This window comes from Legionella pelazae (genome assembly GCF_052527395.1).
In genome coordinates this window covers 1-17,833 of the sequence record NZ_JBNVZS010000007.1, presented here as the reverse complement: position 1 = coordinate 17,833, position 17,833 = coordinate 1, and the positions used below count along the sequence as shown (strand labels likewise).

Here is a 17,833-nt window from a genome sequence, read left to right as displayed (position 1 = left end):
TAATTAGAAATAAGTTGGTACCGAGAAGAGGACTCGAACCTCCACGGAGTTGCCTCCACTAGCACCTGAAGCTAGCGTGTCTACCAATTCCACCACCTCGGCATTTATGCAGCGTAAATTACTGAAGATCAATAAAGCTGTCAACCGCTATTCTAACCTTTTTAAAGTATAGTTCTGAATAAATAGTTCTGAACTAAATAATAGAGATTAATCTAAAAGCTGGAACGCTAAATAGCATATCTTATTTTAAAGAGTGTATTTATAATAAATAAGCTAAATATATAACATGTATTATTGGAATAATTTATGATACTGCTTGACTGGCTTAGTAAAGGTATTGATACTTACTTTGCTTGTAAACCACAACCTAAGCCACAGACTGATATAATTAATAAGGCAAGATTAATTGCACATCGTGGTGCACATAATCATAAACAATCTTGTCTAGAAAATACAGATGCTGCTTTTGCGAAAGCACTTGCCCTTGGTTGTTGGGGGATCGAATTTGATGTACGAGCAACAGCTGATCAAAAATTCATTGTTAATCATGATCCTAACTTAAGGCGATTATGGAATAAGAATTTAACAATTAGTACTTTAACCTTAAATGAACTTAGGCAAGAAGTGCCTTTAGTACCGACGCTTACGGAAGTAATTGAGAAGTACGGTAAAAAAATGCATTTGTTTATTGAAATAAAAGCACCTTTTTTTGAGGTAGAATCGCTTGTTCAAACGTTAGAACCGCTTACGCCGATTCAAGATTATCATTTGCTTGCTTTAAATGAATCTATATTTAGTCTAATTGACCGCACTTTTCCCAAAGAGTCTCTCTTATTAGTTCCTCTGCATAATAATGTTGCTCATTTCTGCAATTTAAGCATACAAAAGGGATACGGCGGCGTTCTGCCACATTACTTATTGTTAAGACAAGCACAAATTAATAATTTACGTAAAGCGCGTCAGCAAGTAGGGGTAGGATTTATCGATTCAAGAAATTGCTTATATCGTGAATTAAATCGAGATATAGAGTGGATTTTTAGTAATAATGTTGAGCGAATAAGTTATTACTTACATGAATTAAAACAAAGTAGAGCTTAATAGAATAATCGATTAGGTTAAGTTTTTCTTAACCTACTCACACCTAAGATATATAAATTTTTTAACGTGGCGCTATCATTTCCTCAGGTTTAACATATTCTTTAAATTGTTCTGCAGTCAGAAAGCCAAGTTTTACAGCTGCATCGAGTAAGGAAATATTCTCATGATGAGCGGTTTTTGCAATTTTTGCAGCTTTATCATAACCAATATGCTGATTTAAAGCGGTAACCAACATTAAAGAGTTTTGTAGATAATAATTAATTTTGTCCTGATTAGCAGCCAGCCCTTCTATACAAAATTCTCTAAACGATCGGCAAGTACCTTCTAAAAGGTTTACAGAATGTAAGAAATTAAAAATAATGACTGGTTTAAAGACATTGAGTTCGAAATTACCTTGGCTACCTGCAATACCAACGGCAGTATCATTACCAAGTACTTGCGCACAGACCATGGTCATCGCTTCACATTGGGTGGGATTGACTTTGCCTGGCATAATAGAAGAGCCAGGTTCATTTTCTGGTAAAATTAATTCACCAATACCACAGCGCGGACCTGAGCCAAGCCAGCGAACATCATTGGCTATTTTCATTAATGCACAGGCAAGCGTTTTTAACGTACTATGCGCTACAACAAGAGGCTCGTGAGATGCTAAAGCCGCAAATTTATTAGGTGCAGAAATAAAGGGAAGACCTGTGATAGTTGCAATATGAGCTGCAACTTTAGTGGCAAATTCCGGATGAGTATTAAGTCCTGTTCCTACTGCTGTGCCTCCAATGGCTAGTTCGAATAACTGAGGTAAAACATTTTCAATCCAGTGCAGACAGTCATTTAATTGAGCAACGTAACCAGAAAATTCTTGGCCTAGAGTAAGTGGGACTGCATCTTGTAAATGAGTGCGGCCAATTTTTACAATATCCTTAAACTCCTCTTGCTTGTGAGCTAAGGCATCGCGTAGGCGGCGGACTTCTGGTAATAAATTATGATAAACAGCTAGGGCTGCTGCGATATGCATGGCGGTTGGAAATGTATCATTAGAAGATTGTGACATATTAACCATATCATTTGGATGAATAGGTGTTTTACTACCTAAAACTCCCCCTGCTAATTCAATTGCTCGATTTGCAATAACTTCATTGACATTCATATTGGACTGAGTCCCACTTCCCGTTTGCCAAACGTGAAGAGGAAAATGCTCATCTAGCAGACCTTGGCTGACTTCTTCTGCTGCTTGAATAATCAGTTTGGCTTTATCTGCAGACAGTTTTCCTAAGTCAACATTGGTAAGTGCTGCTGCTTTTTTTAAAATGCCAAAGGCATGAATCACTTCTATAGGCATAATATCACGACCAATATTAAAGTGATGAAGTGATCGTTCAGTTTGTGCTCCCCAGTAGCGATCAGAGGGGACAGCAATCTCGCCCATACTATCGGATTCTAAACGGGTGGTGTTCATATAATTAATTCTCCCATAAAGCATTGGCGCTTTGCAGAGCTTTTGTTTTAGCGCCATTTAAGAATGACAATAAGTGGGCTCAAGGTAATGGGTAAGCCTTAATTTGTCAAATAGGTATTTTAATTATAATTATAGCTTCGTCTACTAATCTTTATACAGCGTTGCAAGTTCACGCAGCTTCAGTCATGTATTCCCTATACATGCCTTCGCCTCAATCACTTGCGCCTTGTCTAAAGCTGAGTGTACAAGGCTATACGAACATAAAAATTAATCTTTATTAATTAAACTAAACAAATTCAATTTAAAACAAACATCATGATGGTTGGGTTAAATTATATTAATATAAGCTTACTTGTGAGTAGCTTAGTTAAATATCAACTTAAAATAGGTAGAAGATAAATTGTGATCATGACGCTCGATAATCTTGCAGCAGAACAAGTTAAGCAGTGTATTGATACGCTTGAAAATGTATTTAAAGAACATCTTTTAGGTGTCTATTTATATGGGTCGGCTATCGTTGGTGGCTTACAGAAATATAGCGATATTGATTTATTTGTTGTTGCAAGCCGTTCTACTACTGCGGTAAATAAAGCCAAATTAATTACCGAATTACTGAAAATCTCAGGTATTTATCTAAAAAGCACCAAGCGCTCTATTGAGATAACGATTGTTGTAAAATCTGACGTGAATCCATGGCGCTATCCACCCCTTTTTGATTTTCAATATGGTGAATGGTTACGAGAAGAGTTTGAATCTGGTAATAATGAGCCCTGGCTAACAAAAGAAATGCCTGATTTAGCTTTAATTATTACACAAGTTCTATTAGCCAGTACAACGTTGCTTGGGCCTCATCCAACTCAATTACTACCTTTTATCCCTTATTCAGATATTATTAGAGCTAGTTTAGAAGCCTTAGATATTTTAATTGCTGATCTTAATCATGATACAAGAAATGTTTTGTTAACCTTAGCCCGTATTTGGTGTATGGTAAAAACCGATACAATTCGCTCGAAACCCGATGCAGCTATGTGGGCTATCCACCATCTACCTAAACTATATAAGTCTGTCATGTGGCGAGCTAGAACAGTTTGCTTAGGACAAGAGAAGGAATATTGGATTGATATCGAATCGTTAGTTAAGCCTTGTGCTGATAAAATAGTCAGTAATATTAGGCAACATATCTCTCTATTAACAGATGATAACTATAAATCCATTAAAATTATTAAATAATTAAGATTAATGAAGAAAAGGGATTACATTTAATGACTTCATTTTCAATAGCATTATTAAGTAGGTTAACGTGTGAGAAAAATACGCATTTATCAAGCTGGTGAATATGATATAGGTCAGCAGATTGAACTAAGTAGTGAAGCAGGCCAGCACGTGGGTGTTGTCTTACGTATGCAGCCAGATGAACGTTTAACTTTATTCTGTGGTAATAATCACGAATTTAATGCTGAAATTGTAAGTGTCCATAAGAAAAAAGTTGTGGTGAAAATTTTATCTAGTCAGGAAGTCAATCGTGAATCCCCCTGCTCAATTCACCTGGCTCAAGCTGTTTCTAAAGGAGAGCGTATGGAAGTAGTGGTGCAAAAAGCTGTTGAGTTAGGCGTAGCAAGCATTACTCCGCTTGTTACCGAACATTGTGCAGTAAAAGTTGATTCAGGACGGTTTGAAAAGAAACGCCTACAGTGGCAAGCAATCGCTATTGCTGCTTGTGAGCAGTCGGGAAGAAATAAAATACCTAAAATTAACCCCATTATTTCTCTGCAACAATATTTAAGGCAGCCCTTACCTAAGCTAAATCTTGTCCTTACGCCTGACGCCAGTCAAAGCTTAAAAAGCTTAGAGCAAAAAATAGCTGAGATTGGGCTTATTATTGGGCCTGAAGGTGGATTAAGTGCCACTGAGCTAAATTGCCTTATTAATCAGCAATTTCTTCCAATAAGTTTAGGTCCTCGCATTCTGCGTACGGAAACTGCAGCAATTGTTGCATTAAGTGTGTTGCAAGCGGTTTGTGGTGATCTATAATGGTTAACAGCAACTTTAATTTAGCGAGGTCTTTCTTATGAGTGATAATATTAAAACTGTTACAGATGCAAACTTTGATCAAGAGGTTCTTAAATCAAGCAAACCTGTTCTCGTTGATTTTTGGGCAGAATGGTGTGGACCTTGCCGTGCTTTGACACCAATATTAGAAGAAGTCGCTGCCAATCATAGTGAAAACGTTACCTTTGCTAAACTAAATATTGATGAAAACCCTAGAATGCCTTCCCAATATGGCGTTATGAGTATACCGACTCTTATTCTTTTTAAGAATGGTCAAGTTGAAGCAGTTAAAATGGGACTTTTATCTAAGTCGCAATTAAGTGCGTTTATTGAAAGCAATAGTTAATCGTTTAGTCAATTGAATTGTTCCCGTTTAAATTAAGACGGGAATAATTTATCAATCTATCTATAAGATTCCTCACTTATTTTATTTAATTTCAATAGATTAAATTCTAATTTTCTTGATTTTCTGTAAATAATTATGCTCTAAAAATAATGCTAATGTATAAGTAAAGGTTAATTTTTAATTGACGCAGATTAAACATCCGTGTAGTTTTTACGCACTTTGTTAACGCTGAATTAAAGGAGTAACATGCTTTTTGACTTAAAGAAATTTAAATTACTTTGTGTGTTGCTGGTTGTGATTTCATTTCCACTGTTGGCTGGCCAATATATCCCAACCGAAATTAAATCAATCAGTTATGCGCTTAGTCTAAGTATGAAGACGATACTTGAATTTTTCATGCCCTTTATTATTTTTAGTTTCGTTTTTTCTTGTCTGGCTAATCTACAAAAGGGTGCAGTCTTTTTCGTCTGTTTATTAATTACTTGTGTATTTATCTCAAATTTTACGGCTTTACTGGTTGGATATTCTGCCGGATGTGTAGGGCTTGATCTTTTTCATTTTAAAGCTCAAGCTACAACAACAGCTACTCAATTATTACCGGCCTGGCAGCTACACTTAAAAAAGCTAGTTCCTAATGATATTGCACTTATAATTGGATTTTTCACAGGTATTTTCTTTTCACTTTGGCCAACATCTTGGTCTAGGCAAATGGGAATAGTATTAAATAAAATAGCCAACAACTTCTTAAAGAAGATATTTATTCCATTATTACCTGTGTTTATTTTAGGATTTTTATTTAAATTGGAGTATGAGCAAGTTTTACATACTTCTTTGCATCTATACGGTCCAATACTGATTTTAATTATAGCCACCCAATGGCTTTATTTAGGTTTTTGGTATCTTATAGCTAGCCAAGGTAGACTTAAGCAATTTCTTTTCTATTTAAAAAATATTTTACCAGCTACTTTAACAGGCCTAAGTACAATTTCTAGCGCTGCAGCAATGCCAGTTTTATTGTTGTCAACAGAGAAAAATCTTAATGTCGAGAAAGCTAGGATGCTTGTACCTGCCATCATTAATATTCACACCATTGGTAGTGCTATTGGTATACCTATTTTGGCTCTAGCCACTCTATCAACCTTTCATCTACCATTACCTTCCTTACAAACCTTTATTATCTTTGCATTTTATACAGCACTAGCAAAGTATGCAGTTGCTGCAGTACCTGGAGGCGTTATTATTGTAGTAGCGCCTATTTTAGAAGCGCATTTAGGATTTTCAAATGAAATGACTGGGTTAATTACGGCCATCTATTTGCTATGTGATCCGTTTGGGACCGCTGCAAACGTGACTGGTAATGGCGTATTTCCTATTTTATTTACCAAATTTTATGAAAAGGTTAGTAATATTAAGTTACCAACTGCTCTAGGCGCACGAAAAACATTAGTATTAACCAAAAATTAATAAATACAAAAGTAGTACTTTAGTTTGTCATTCTACCGTAGGTTATCCTGCGGTAGCCATCTAAACAGTAAATTAACTTAGTTATTGAAATTTTAATTCTTTAATAAAGAATTTAAAATTATATTTAGTTTTAATTTAAGGTGATAGACAACATTGAATGCTAAAGAGCACCATTATCAAGATTTAATTACACTTTTTAATACGTGTTTCGCACAAAAGTATAATACACAATTGGTAAAGGGTATTGATGAACCTCTTTATCTCCCTGCTGATAAAAATCGTTCTTTTCATGCCATTTATTTTGCACATGGATTTTTTAGTAGTGCTCTACATGAATGCGCTCATTGGTTAATTGCAGGCAAAGCGCGGCGAAAATTAATAGATTACGGTTATTGGTATATCCCAGACGGCCGTACACCTGAAGAACAAGCGCTCTTTCAGCAAGTTGAAGTTAAACCACAAGCGCTTGAGTGGATTTTATCAGTGGCGACTGGTTATCAATTTCAATTTAGTATTGATAATTTAAATGGTAGCCCTGTTGATATGGATGCTTTTAAACAAGCAGTTTACGAGCAGGTCATTAATTATTGCAATCACGGTTTATCTAAGCGAGCAAATCTCTTTCGTTTATGTTTGTGTCATTTTTATCAAACGCCTTTAGAACTTAGTTGTCAGCAATTTACACTTATTTAGTAAGGGAAAAGGGGATAAAAATAATTGTTAATCTGAACCTCCCATACAAATTTAACGAGTTTACTTTGTTAAAATCTTTAGCTGAAATAGATTTATTTTCTAAAGAATTTTCTCTAAAAAAATACTGCTCTGAATCAAGTTTTTCTTTAAGTAAGTTTAGAAATTTCTCTTTTTTCTAAAGAAACAACATGATGCAATGTATCTTGGACTGCTTATGTCAAGCTGCTTGAGCGAACCAATTTCAATTAGCTTAACTAATTATTGTGTTACTTATGAAAAAATTGCTTATTTATGCGGATTCGACAAATTTTTCTATATAAAATAGAAAAGTAATGTAAATAACTGGATCTAATTTAAAAGCTGTGTTAGGCTAAATATGTGGCCGTTTCCAACAGGTCGGCAATTTCAAGTTACCTCTTTATTGATATTCCTGCTAAATAGGCCAATACATTTGGTAACTAGCATTGGCAATGAAGCCTGTTGACGACAACTTTCCACGTTGATCTTCCTAATTAAATTATCTCGGAATCCCATTTCGTTTAAACAGACAATACATCAAGTGAGTAGTATGAATCTTAGAGAACTTAAGCAATTACCTATTGCCGATCTTGTTAACATAGCTCAGGAAATGGGAGTTGAAAATACTTCCAGCAAACGTAAACAAGATATTTTATTTGCAATTCTAAAAGCACACGCTAGTAAAGGTGAGGACATTCTAGGTGGAGGTGTTTTAGAAGTATTACCTGATGGTTTTGGTTTTTTACGTTCTGAAGACGACTCGTACTTAGCTGGCCCTGATGATACTTATGTATCGCCTAGTCAAATCCGCCGCTTTGGGCTTAGAACCGGTGATACAGTTTATGGCAAAATTCGCCCGCCAAAAGATAATGAACGTTATTTTGCTTTATTAAAAGTTGATCAAATAAATTTTGATGCACCAGACAGTACAAAACGCAAAATATTATTTGAAAATTTAACGCCTCTTTTTGCAAATCAACGCTTAGTTATGGAGCAAGGTAATGGCAGCTCCGAGGATTTAACCGCCCGTGTAGTTGACTTGTGCGCTCCTTTTGGCCGTGGCCAACGGGGATTAATTGTTTCACCACCAAAAGCTGGTAAAACATTAATGCTACAAAATTTAGCACATTCTATTGAAAAGAGTTATCCGGATTGTCACTTAATTGTATTGTTGATTGACGAGCGCCCAGAAGAGGTCACTGAAATGCAGCGCTCTGTTAAAGGTGAAGTTGTTGCCAGTACGTTTGATGAGCCTGCTAATCGACATGTTCAAGTGGCAGAAATGGTTATTGAAAAAGCGAAACGCTTAGTTGAACATAAACGTGATGTTGTCATTTTACTTGATTCTATAACTCGTTTAGCGCGGGCTTATAATACTGTTATTCCCTCATCAGGTAAGGTCTTAACAGGTGGTGTCGATGCTAATGCTTTACAAAGACCAAAACGACTTTACGGTGCTGCACGTAATATTGAAGAAGGTGGCAGCTTAACAATTATTGCTACGGCTCTAGTTGATACCGGCTCTAAAATGGACGAGGTTATTTACGAAGAATTTAAGGGTACGGGTAATATGGAAATTCATTTAAGCCGTAATATTGCTGAGCGTCGTGTTTTCCCTGCAATTAATATTAATCGTTCAGGAACGCGTCGTGAAGATCTCTTATTAAGCCCTGAAGAGTTACAACGTACATGGATTTTACGCAAGATTCTCCAATCTATGGATGAGTGTGATGCCATTGAATTCTTGCTCGAGAGAATGAAAAATCATAAAACGAATGCCGAATTCTTTGAAGCAATGAAACGCCAAGAATAACGGACTATTATTTAAGCCAAGGAGTTTCCTTGGCATTTTATTAATACATTATCGACGTTGCAGTTAGTTCAAAGATTGGCCAACTGCTTGCTCAATAAATAACCTTTTTAGAGGTGTAAACTGATTACAAAAGGTTAAGCCAACTTGACGAAGGGTAGCGATTGGCGGTAGAGGATTTGCAAATAAGGTTTTTAATCCACCCATTAACGCAATGACTTGCCACACAGCGTATTTTCTCTGTCTCTGATAAGCAGTTAATATTTTGGCCGAGAAGTTTTTACTGGTACTTTTATCTAGATAATTTAACCAAGTAGTAATGTCTGCTAAACCTACATTTAATCCTAAGCCAGCTAAAGGATGAATGGTATGCGCAGCATCGCCTAATAATAGCCAGTTTTTACCTACATATTGCTTGGCATGACGCATAATTAGTGGGAATTGATGCCGCTCGCTAACAACATTCACCTGTCCTAATTTATAAGCAAACGCTTTGCTAAGTATTTCGTTAAAAGTATCATTTTCTAAAGCTATTAATTGATTAACGTGCTGTGGCGTTGTTGACCAAACAATAGAACATAAATTTTTATCAATTAAAGGTAAAAAGGCGAGCGGGCCATCTGGATTAAATACTTGATAGGCTGTCTGTTGATGTGGTTTCTCGGTTTGTACTGTTGTAACTAAGGCATGTTGGTGGTAAGGCCAGCTTGTAACACGAGCTCCTAGCATCTTACGAATAGGTGAATTGGCGCCATCAGTCACTAATAGTAATTTGCTTTGCCATATTTCCTCATTACTTGTAAGCGTAATCAGTTGTGATTTGCTATTTACTTGCGTAATTTTATGCCTAGGAAATAAAGTTACCATTTGCTCTATAGCTAAGCGCTGTAATAGTGCATTTTTAATAGCAGTTTCTTCTATAATAGTTCCTAAATTAGGGCTAGCAATTAGACGCGCATCAAACTCAATATAAGCTAATGTGGCTGCATCCCAGACATACATATGCTGATAAGGTGAAACTCGCGTTTGATCAATTAATTCCCAAGTGCCTAATTGTTTAAGTAAATGTTGTGAAGCGTGATTAATGGCATAAACACGTAAATCTGATTTTGCTAATGATTTTATTTCTAAATCGCCTGCGTCAAGGAGAGCTACTGAAAAATTACGTTGTGCCATAGCTAGAGCAGCAGTCAAACCAATAACGCCTCCGCCAGCGACAATGACATCAAATTGATGTGACTTCATTCTACCCCCAGGTTATAAATCAATACCACATACTAAATCAGGAACAGTTCCTGCAAAACCACGTGCATGATGTGTAAGAAGCTTCTTTAACAGATTACTATTGTCAAATACGGATAAACCAACGCTACGTAAAAAGCCTAGCCCAGGTAATTTAGACGTAAATAGCTCGACAAGGTCATTAGTTGCTCGGGTAATAATTTGCTGGTCGTATTGACGCATGGCTTGATACTTGGCCAACATCTCAGAAGTTAATCCATATTGAACAATACATTGAGCTAAAGCTGCTATATCTCGTAAACTTAAGTTAAAACCTTGGCCAGCTACCGGATGTAGTGTGTGGGCGGCATTGCCAATAAAAACTAAGGGCCACACAATAGTATTAGGCATAATAACTTGTTTTAAGGGATAAAGTACTCGCTGACCTACTTTTTTAAATCGTCCTAGTTTATAGCCAAAAACTTGTTGTAAATGGGTTAAAAATGCAGAATCAGTAAGATTGCTAATGCGACTGGCTTCATTAGGATTTAATGCCCAGACCATTGACATACGCTGTTTGGTAATAGGCAATAAAGCTAATGGCCCAGATTGAGTAAAGCGCTCATAAGCATCATTTGTATGAGGACGGGCTAAACCAATATTAGACACAATAGCTTGTTGTAAATAGTCTTTAATTTTAATTTCCTGTTCAAGATCCGCCAGTTGCCGTATTTTTGATTGGGAGCCATCTGCTGCAACAATAAGCTTTGCCTTAATTAATAATTGTTCATTATTGTAATGAATTGTGACTGTCGGAGTTGATTTATTAAGACTCATTAATTCTGCTGGTGCAAAAACAGAACTGTGTTTTATCACTTGGTAAAAGGCCTGATTAATATGTTGCATTTCAATAACATAACCTAAAGGCTGATTATCTTTGCGGTTTAATTGAGCTTTACCGAAACGTCCTTGCTCAGAAATATAAATTTTATGAATAGGGGTTACTTCTTGCTCAAGAAGTGGCCAGATTTTAAGTGTTTGTAATATGTGCATACTAGCAGGTGATAATGCAAGCGTACGAGCATCAAAGTTAGGTTGAACTTTGTCTGAAAAAGGCGAGGCTTCAATGAGTAAACAGTCAAAGCCTTTATTAGTTAAGGCTATGTGTAATGCAGCACCAGCAAGCCCACCACCAATAATTAAAATATCAACTTGTTTTTCATTCACGCATTAATGCCTCAATATCGCTGATGTCAACGGGAAGCGCGCCAGTTAAGTTATAATGGCCAGTTTTAGTTACTAAAATATCATCTTCAATTCTAACGCCAATATTCCACCATTTTTTATCAACATTAGGAAGATTAGCGCTAATATAAAGGCCAGGCTCAACAGTTAATACTATGCCAGGCTCCAATAAGCGCCATTCATTATCCACTTTATATGAACCACTATCATGAACATCTAAGCCTAACCAATGCCCTGAATTATGCATATAAAATTGCTTATAGGCACCTTCAGCGATTAATGTTTTTACATTACCGTGTAAGATGCCTAAGTTACATAGTCCTTCTGTTAAAATAGCAACCATTGTTTCTTGAATTGTTGGCCAAGCTATACCTGGTTTAATACAGGCAATGCCAGCTTTCTGTGCTTTTAACACTAATTCATAAATTGCTCGTTGGGGTTCACTAAATCGTCCATTAATTGGAAATGTTCGCGTAATATCTGAAGCATAATTTTCAAATTCACAACCTGCATCAATTAAAACTAAATCACCCGATTTGAGAGACTGATTATTTTGGGTATAGTGCAAGACACACGTATTTGCACCACTTCCTACAATAGGCACATAAGCTACGCTATGGGAACCTTGACGAGTAAATTCATAAAGTAATTCTGCTTCAAGTTGATATTCATTTTCTAATAGGCAGCAAACTTGCATAGCTCGTTTATGAGCAGCAATAGAAATTTCAGCAGCTTTCTGCATGACAGTAATTTCAGCATCACTTTTAAATAAGCGCATCTCACTAATTAAAGGTTCAATATCATATAAACCATTTGGCGGCTTTATACCGCGTCTAACTTGCGTTTTTAATTCCTTTATAGCATGTATAATCATACCGTCTAAGATTTTGTTATGGCCGATTTCATAATAGAGAGAAGTTTTGTTAGCTATTAGCTCTGGTAATTTGGCTTTAAAAGTCTCTATAGGAAATGCTTCATCCATATTTAAGTATTGACAGGCCCCATCTTGACCTAATCGTTTTCCAGTCCATTGCTCTTCTTCTGGATGGCGGGATTGATTAAACAGATAACTCTTACCAGGTTGACCTGCAAACAAAATTAGCATGGCGTTAGGCTCATTAAATCCCGTAAGATAGTAAAAATTACTGGCTTGCCGAAAGCGATAATGTGTATCGCCATTACGAAAAATTTCTTGAGCGGATGCAATAATAGCCACAGCACCTTCAGGCAGTTGCTGGGTAAGTTTGTATCGACGTTGTTGATATTCCTCTTGAGTTATCATTAAAATTCCTTCAATGTTTGGCGCTTTCATCTGTAAAATGCAGATTATGCAAATCTTCACTCAAGCGCAAGACAGCCATACGAGTATATTCACTAATCTCCACTAGTGCTTTTTCATCCTCTTCACTAACATCAACACTATCATAATCGAGTTGGGCAAATTCAACGATATACTGTAATGCTTCACGTGAATCCTCTTCATCAAGAAGTTCATAATTAACGCCAGATAAAGTAATGCCTTGGGTAAAGCCTTCACACCATTGACTAAAAGCCTGAGCTCTATCTATCAGTGGGGATTCCTCATCAGGTAAAAGTAGTTGAAAGGTAAAATCAAGGTTTGTAATCTGTTGCTGGGTTATTGTATAAGTATCAAAAATTGCCATAGCAGCTGCGCGGGTAAATTCATCTTTTTTATTTTGTAGGATTAAAGCTTGCAGATAACTCTCAGCCTTTTGAGTTGCGCCAGCACAAAGATAACCACAGATAATACCATGCAATTCACTACTTGATATGGGTAAAGAAAGAATTGCTACTTTATTAACAAATTCTTGATAAGTGGGCAAACGAGCAAGATTAGTCTCTGCTGACATATTGATACTCTTAAAATAAATGACTAATAATAGCTTAATTGTCGGAACAAGCCAAAATTGTTACTATTTAAAGAATAGCATTTGCTCTCAGTACAGGACAAAAATTGAAAAAAGGCTAATAGACTGTTTCTCTACGTGATATTTTGCAGCCTGTCCGCGGGATCCGGCGATGTAGCTAGAATTATTGTATTAATAATAACTTGCTTAATGAATTAAAAATAACTGCGCTAAGGTGCTTATGGTAAACAGCTTAAGGCGAAAAAATATGACAACGTCAAAAACTTGTACGATAAAATTATTAAATAAAACCTATGATATTAAATGCCCTGAAAATGAAGTTGATAATCTACAGCTGGCTGCAGCTAAGCTAAATGAGCAATTAGTACAGAATAAAAAAAAATTCAAACAGCTAGATGATTTTCAAAATTTAGTTTTGGCTTCTCTACATATAAGCCATGAGCTTATTGCCTGCCAGAAACAGCAGGAGCAGCAAAGACATCAAGTCACTCAATTTATCAATTCCTTGGAAAATAAAATAAATCAAGTGGTCAATGGGAATCCTTTTGTTGAAGCAAAAACAGATTGAAGTGCATTTTTACAGTTTACAATCAAGTTAAGTGATTTAAAAACGTTCAAATCACTATAATTTATTTTGCTCTAAGGTATAATAAAATGCGCACTTCTTTTCTATTTTTTAACTGTTGATTTAATGGTCATGTGTTTAAGTCGGTGCTATACTCCATTTAACCGACAGTAGCTAGATTTATGAACCAATGCACATATCTAGGGAAGCATCCTGCAGTTAGCGTTGAGCAAGCCCACCTTGGAGTGGGAAGCCTGAACTAACTCATCCGCTACCCACCTGAACCTAAGGGTTCAAATCTCATGCTGTCGGCTACCTAACTATCAAAATTCTTTAATTGATCTTTGTAAGCTAATAATTGATCTCGTACTTTTGCTGCTAACTCAAATTCCATATTTTTTGCATGCGCATACATTTGTTTTTCAAGTTGCTTTATTTGTTTAGCTAATTGCTCGGGTGTCAAAGATTTATAAGCTGGCTGACGCTCAGCAACTTGATTTTTACGCTTGCCACCGCTATAAGCGCCCTCCATAATGTCTTGAACGGCTTTATTAATACCTTGAGGCGTAATACCATGCAGAAGATTAAAAACAATTTGTTTATCACGGCGCCTTTTTGTCTCATCCAGGGCACGCTGGATTGACCCTGTAATTCGATCAGCATATAAAATAGCACGTCCTTTAATATTACGAGCGGCACGACCAATAGTTTGAATTAATGACCGATCAGAACGCAGAAAACCTTCCTTATCAGCATCTAAAATAGCGACCAAAGCTACTTCGGGCATATCTAGGCCTTCCCGTAGTAAATTAATACCAACTAAAACATCAAATTCACCTAAACGTAGGTCACGAATAATCTCGACACGTTCAACTGTATCAATATCAGCATGCAAATAACGTACTTTTACACCATGCTCGCTTAAATAATCAGTTAAATCCTCAGCCATGCGTTTAGTTAACGTTGTAACTAAAACGCGATAACCTTGTTTAACGACAAGATTGATTTCAGAAAGCAAGTCATCAACCTGATTTTGTACAGGCCGGATTATAACTTCTGGATCAACAAGCCCTGTAGGCCTTACCACCTGTTCAGCTACATTATCAGCATACTGCATTTCATAAGGGCCTGGGGTTGCAGAAACATAAATAGTTTGGGGTGAGCGCGCCTCAAATTCTTCAAAACGTAGTGGCCTATTATCCAATGCTGAAGGAAGACGGAATCCGTAATTAACTAAGGTTTCTTTACGCGAACGATCGCCTCGATACATACCGCCAATCTGCGGCACTGTCACATGCGACTCATCAATAATTAATAAGGCCTCTGGCGGCAAGTAATCAAAAAGAGTAGGTGGTGCCTCACCTTGTTGTCGTCCTGATAAGTAGCGAGAGTAATTTTCTATGCCCGAACAATAGCCAAGTTCCAACATCATTTCGATATCAAAACAAGTACGCTGTTGCAGCCGTTGTGCCTCTACCAACTTATTTTGCGCGGTAAATTGATTAACACACTCACGTAATTCTTCTTTTACCAATTCAACTGTTTGCAATAATTTATCGCGCGGGGTTACATAATGGGTTTTCGGAAATACGGTAACGCGGGGTAAACGTTGAATTACCTCGCCTGTTAGTGGATCAAAGCTTGCTAAATTTTCTACATAATCATCAAATAATTCAATACGAATAGCTTCTTTTTCAGCGTCAGCAGGAAATACATCAATGACATCGCCATTGACTCTAAATTGACCTCGCTCTAAGAAATGCAGATTACGGGTGTATTGCATTTCAGCAAGGCGCCGTAAAATTTTACGCTGGTCACATTGTTCTCCACGGGATAGATGTAATAACATACGCAAATAAGAATCAGGATCGCCTAAACCATAAATGGCTGAAACAGTAGCAACAATGATTGCATCTTTGCGTTCAATTAAAGCCTTTGTGGCTGATAAGCGCATTTGTTCAATATGCTCATTGATAGAGGCATCCTTTTCAATAAACATATCAGAGGAGGGAACATAAGCTTCGGGCTGATAATAATCATAATAAGATACAAAGTATTCTACGGCATTATCAGGAAAAAACGCTTTAAATTCACCATAAAGTTGCGCTGCTAATGTTTTATTAGGCGCCATGATCAAAGTGGGTCGTTTCATTGCTTGGATAACATGGGCAATCGTAAACGTCTTACCTGAGCCGGTTACACCTAAAAGGATTTGGCGAGCTAAGCCCGATTTTAGACCATCAATTAAGGAGTTAATCGCTGTAGGCTGATCACCTGCTGGTTTATAATTCGAATAAATTTTAAATACATTTTTCATTTCAACAATAACCTAATTTGATTTAAAACTGCAAAAATCAATTTAAACAGGAGCTTTAATATGTACATTGCACTAGCTAATCGTGTGCAGCAAGTAAAACCATCCCCTACCTTAGCTGTAGCAGCAAAAGCCACTCAAATGCAAGCTCAAGGGCTTGATATTGTTAATTTAGGAACAGGCGAGCCAGATTTTGATACACCAAAGCATATTAAAGAAGCTGCCGTTGCTGCTATTGCTGCTGGGTTTACTAAATACACAGCAGTTGATGGTATACCTGAATTAAAACAAGCTATTCGCGATAAATTTAAGCGAGATAACGGTCTTGATTATCAGTTAAATCAGATCCTTGTTTCCGTCGGCGGTAAGCAGAGTATTTATAATCTTTGCCAAGCTCTTATTAATGACGGTGATGAAGTTATTATTCCGGCGCCTTATTGGGTATCTTACCCTGATATCGTTTTATTAGCTGGTGGTACACCCGTTATTATACCGTCTACGCCAACAAATCGCTATAAAATTACACCTAATCAGCTCAAAGAGGCAATCACCCCTAAAACTAAGCTGTTATTCCTAAATAGTCCTTCTAACCCATCTGGCGTAGCTTATAGTATAGCCGAATTACAAGCACTTGCTGAGATTTTGCAAAAGCATCCGCAAGTCCTTATTGCTACAGATGATATGTATGAACATATTATGTGGTCACAACCTTTTGCTAATATCTTAAATGTATGTCCTGAGCTTTATGAGCGTACCATCGTTCTTAATGGTGTTTCTAAAGCTTATGCAATGACCGGTTGGCGCATTGGCTATGCTGCAGGACCTGCGTCTCTTATCAATGCGATGAAAACTATTCAATCTCAGGCAACCTCTAATCCCTGCTCTATTGCGCAACGAGCAGCAGTTGCTGCCCTAAATGGTGGTCTGGAAACCGTACAGGAGATGGTTTTAGCGTTTAAAAAACGCCATGATTATGTTGTTGATCGACTTTATAATATGAGTGGGATTGAAGTTATTCCTGCTGATGGTACTTTCTATATTTTTCCTAATGTGCAAGAAATTATCACGAGAAGAGGCTTTACTAATGATATAGAGTTTGCAGAAAAATTATTACAAGAGCAAGGTGTGGCATTAGTACCAGGATCTGCCTTCGGTAATGAAGGTTGTATCCGGTTGTCTTTTGCAACCAGTTTAGAAATGCTACAAAAGGCCATGGATCGTTTGCAGCAATTTTGTCAAAAGTAAAAAAAATTTAAAATACGTTATAATACTATTGACCCACAAGCGGAATCGATTTAAGATTCCGCCTCATTCCCCGGTAGCTCAGTCGGTAGAGCGGATGACTGTTAATCATTAGGTCGGCGGTTCGAGCCCGTCCCGGGGAGCCATATTTTATATGGCTCCTATTAAAATTGGGTCTTCCCCATTTTAGGGGGCATTAATCAAGAACACAAAACTTTAACTCTTAACCTATAATTTTCAAAATTTCTAAAGCCATAAGCACGCTGTTGAATGAGCTTCATCTTACGATGGAAGCCTTCAGTGATGCCGTTATTTTTAGTAAAGCGCCACATTCTAACGATTTCTTCCCGCCATTTAAATAACGTATTGCCTAATGTTTTAAGTGATTGAAAAGCACTTAGCTTTAGCTCTTTGACCATGTCTAAA

Annotated in this window: 16 protein-coding genes, 2 tRNA genes and 1 other RNA gene; 11 read left to right on the top strand and 8 right to left on the bottom strand. The window is 36.9% G+C overall.

Annotation, left to right across the window (positions count from 1 at the left end):
- Positions 1–15: 15 nt before the first annotated feature.
- Positions 16–102: transfer RNA gene (locus tag ACQUW5_RS08715), tRNA-Leu, on the bottom strand.
- A gap of 207 nt (positions 103–309) precedes the next feature.
- Here ACQUW5_RS08715 and ACQUW5_RS08710 point away from each other — a divergent pair.
- Entirely contained in the window at positions 310–1,098 is a 789-nt protein-coding gene (locus ACQUW5_RS08710; protein WP_444990968.1) for a glycerophosphodiester phosphodiesterase, read from the top strand.
- A gap of 61 nt (positions 1,099–1,159) precedes the next feature.
- Here the strand turns inward: ACQUW5_RS08710 and fumC are convergent, their stop codons facing one another.
- Entirely contained in the window at positions 1,160–2,551 is a 1,392-nt protein-coding gene (fumC, locus tag ACQUW5_RS08705) for a class II fumarate hydratase (protein ID WP_444990851.1), read from the bottom strand.
- A 408-nt stretch (positions 2,552–2,959) separates the two neighbouring features.
- Here fumC and ACQUW5_RS08700 point away from each other — a divergent pair, with 408 nt between their 5' ends.
- The 6 genes from ACQUW5_RS08700 (at position 2,960) to rho (ending at position 8,934) form a co-directional block, all read left to right on the top strand.
- Positions 2,960–3,781 (top strand): aminoglycoside adenylyltransferase family protein, encoded by an 822-nt coding sequence (locus ACQUW5_RS08700; protein ID WP_444990850.1) that lies wholly within the window; start codon positions 2,960–2,962, stop codon positions 3,779–3,781.
- Positions 3,782–3,853: 72 nt separating this feature from the next.
- Positions 3,854–4,582 carry a 16S rRNA (uracil(1498)-N(3))-methyltransferase gene (locus ACQUW5_RS08695; protein ID WP_444990849.1) on the top strand — a complete coding sequence of 243 codons (729 nt, stop codon included), beginning with the start codon at positions 3,854–3,856 and terminating at the stop codon, positions 4,580–4,582.
- A gap of 37 nt (positions 4,583–4,619) precedes the next feature.
- Entirely contained in the window at positions 4,620–4,946 is a 327-nt protein-coding gene (gene trxA, locus ACQUW5_RS08690; RefSeq protein WP_444990848.1) for a thioredoxin, read from the top strand.
- 246 nt (positions 4,947–5,192) lie between these two features.
- Complete coding sequence (locus ACQUW5_RS08685; RefSeq protein ID WP_444990847.1) at positions 5,193–6,410, top strand: cation:dicarboxylate symporter family transporter; 1,218 nt, start codon at positions 5,193–5,195, stop codon at positions 6,408–6,410.
- A 153-nt stretch (positions 6,411–6,563) separates the two neighbouring features.
- On the top strand, positions 6,564–7,103 hold the full coding sequence (locus ACQUW5_RS08680) for an elongation factor P hydroxylase (protein WP_444990846.1): 540 nt from the start codon (positions 6,564–6,566) through the stop codon (positions 7,101–7,103).
- 568 nt (positions 7,104–7,671) lie between these two features.
- On the top strand, positions 7,672–8,934 hold the full coding sequence (rho, locus tag ACQUW5_RS08675; RefSeq protein WP_131781985.1) for a transcription termination factor Rho: 1,263 nt from the start codon (positions 7,672–7,674) through the stop codon (positions 8,932–8,934).
- A gap of 63 nt (positions 8,935–8,997) precedes the next feature.
- Here the strand turns inward: rho and ACQUW5_RS08670 are convergent, their stop codons facing one another.
- Genes ACQUW5_RS08670 through ACQUW5_RS08655 form a run of 4 tightly spaced genes read right to left on the bottom strand, consistent with a single transcriptional unit; the run spans position 8,998 to position 13,268 of the window.
- Complete coding sequence (locus ACQUW5_RS08670; RefSeq protein ID WP_444990845.1) at positions 8,998–10,176, bottom strand: FAD-dependent monooxygenase; 1,179 nt, start codon at positions 10,174–10,176, stop codon at positions 8,998–9,000.
- Between the two features lie 12 nt (positions 10,177–10,188).
- Complete coding sequence (locus ACQUW5_RS08665; protein ID WP_444990844.1) at positions 10,189–11,379, bottom strand: FAD-dependent monooxygenase; 1,191 nt, start codon at positions 11,377–11,379, stop codon at positions 10,189–10,191.
- Entirely contained in the window at positions 11,372–12,679 is a 1,308-nt protein-coding gene (gene pepP / locus ACQUW5_RS08660) for a Xaa-Pro aminopeptidase (RefSeq protein ID WP_444990843.1), read from the bottom strand. Before pepP ends, ACQUW5_RS08665 begins: the two co-directional genes overlap by 8 nt.
- Before the next feature lie 10 nt (positions 12,680–12,689).
- Positions 12,690–13,268: a UPF0149 family protein gene (locus tag ACQUW5_RS08655; protein WP_444990842.1), complete on the bottom strand. Its 579-nt coding sequence runs from the start codon at positions 13,266–13,268 to the stop codon at positions 12,690–12,692.
- 265 nt (positions 13,269–13,533) lie between these two features.
- Between ACQUW5_RS08655 and ACQUW5_RS08650 the strand changes: the two genes are divergently transcribed.
- Entirely contained in the window at positions 13,534–13,854 is a 321-nt protein-coding gene (locus ACQUW5_RS08650) for a cell division protein ZapA (protein ID WP_444990841.1), read from the top strand.
- A 156-nt stretch (positions 13,855–14,010) separates the two neighbouring features.
- Positions 14,011–14,169: non-coding RNA, 6S RNA (gene ssrS, locus ACQUW5_RS08645), on the top strand.
- Here the strand turns inward: ssrS and uvrB are convergent.
- Entirely contained in the window at positions 14,168–16,168 is a 2,001-nt protein-coding gene (gene uvrB / locus ACQUW5_RS08640) for an excinuclease ABC subunit UvrB (protein WP_444990840.1), read from the bottom strand. The two genes, ssrS and uvrB, sit on opposite strands and share 2 nt — an antisense overlap.
- A gap of 60 nt (positions 16,169–16,228) precedes the next feature.
- Here uvrB and ACQUW5_RS08635 point away from each other — a divergent pair, with 60 nt between their 5' ends.
- Positions 16,229–17,410, top strand: coding sequence for a pyridoxal phosphate-dependent aminotransferase (locus ACQUW5_RS08635; protein ID WP_444990839.1), 1,182 nt, complete (start codon positions 16,229–16,231; stop codon positions 17,408–17,410).
- Between the two features lie 67 nt (positions 17,411–17,477).
- A tRNA-Asn gene (locus tag ACQUW5_RS08630) sits at positions 17,478–17,553 on the top strand.
- 54 nt (positions 17,554–17,607) lie between these two features.
- Here the strand turns inward: ACQUW5_RS08630 and ACQUW5_RS08625 are convergent.
- A partial coding sequence (locus tag ACQUW5_RS08625) for a transposase (protein ID WP_444990838.1) occupies positions 17,608–17,833 on the bottom strand: 226 nt, incomplete at its 5' end.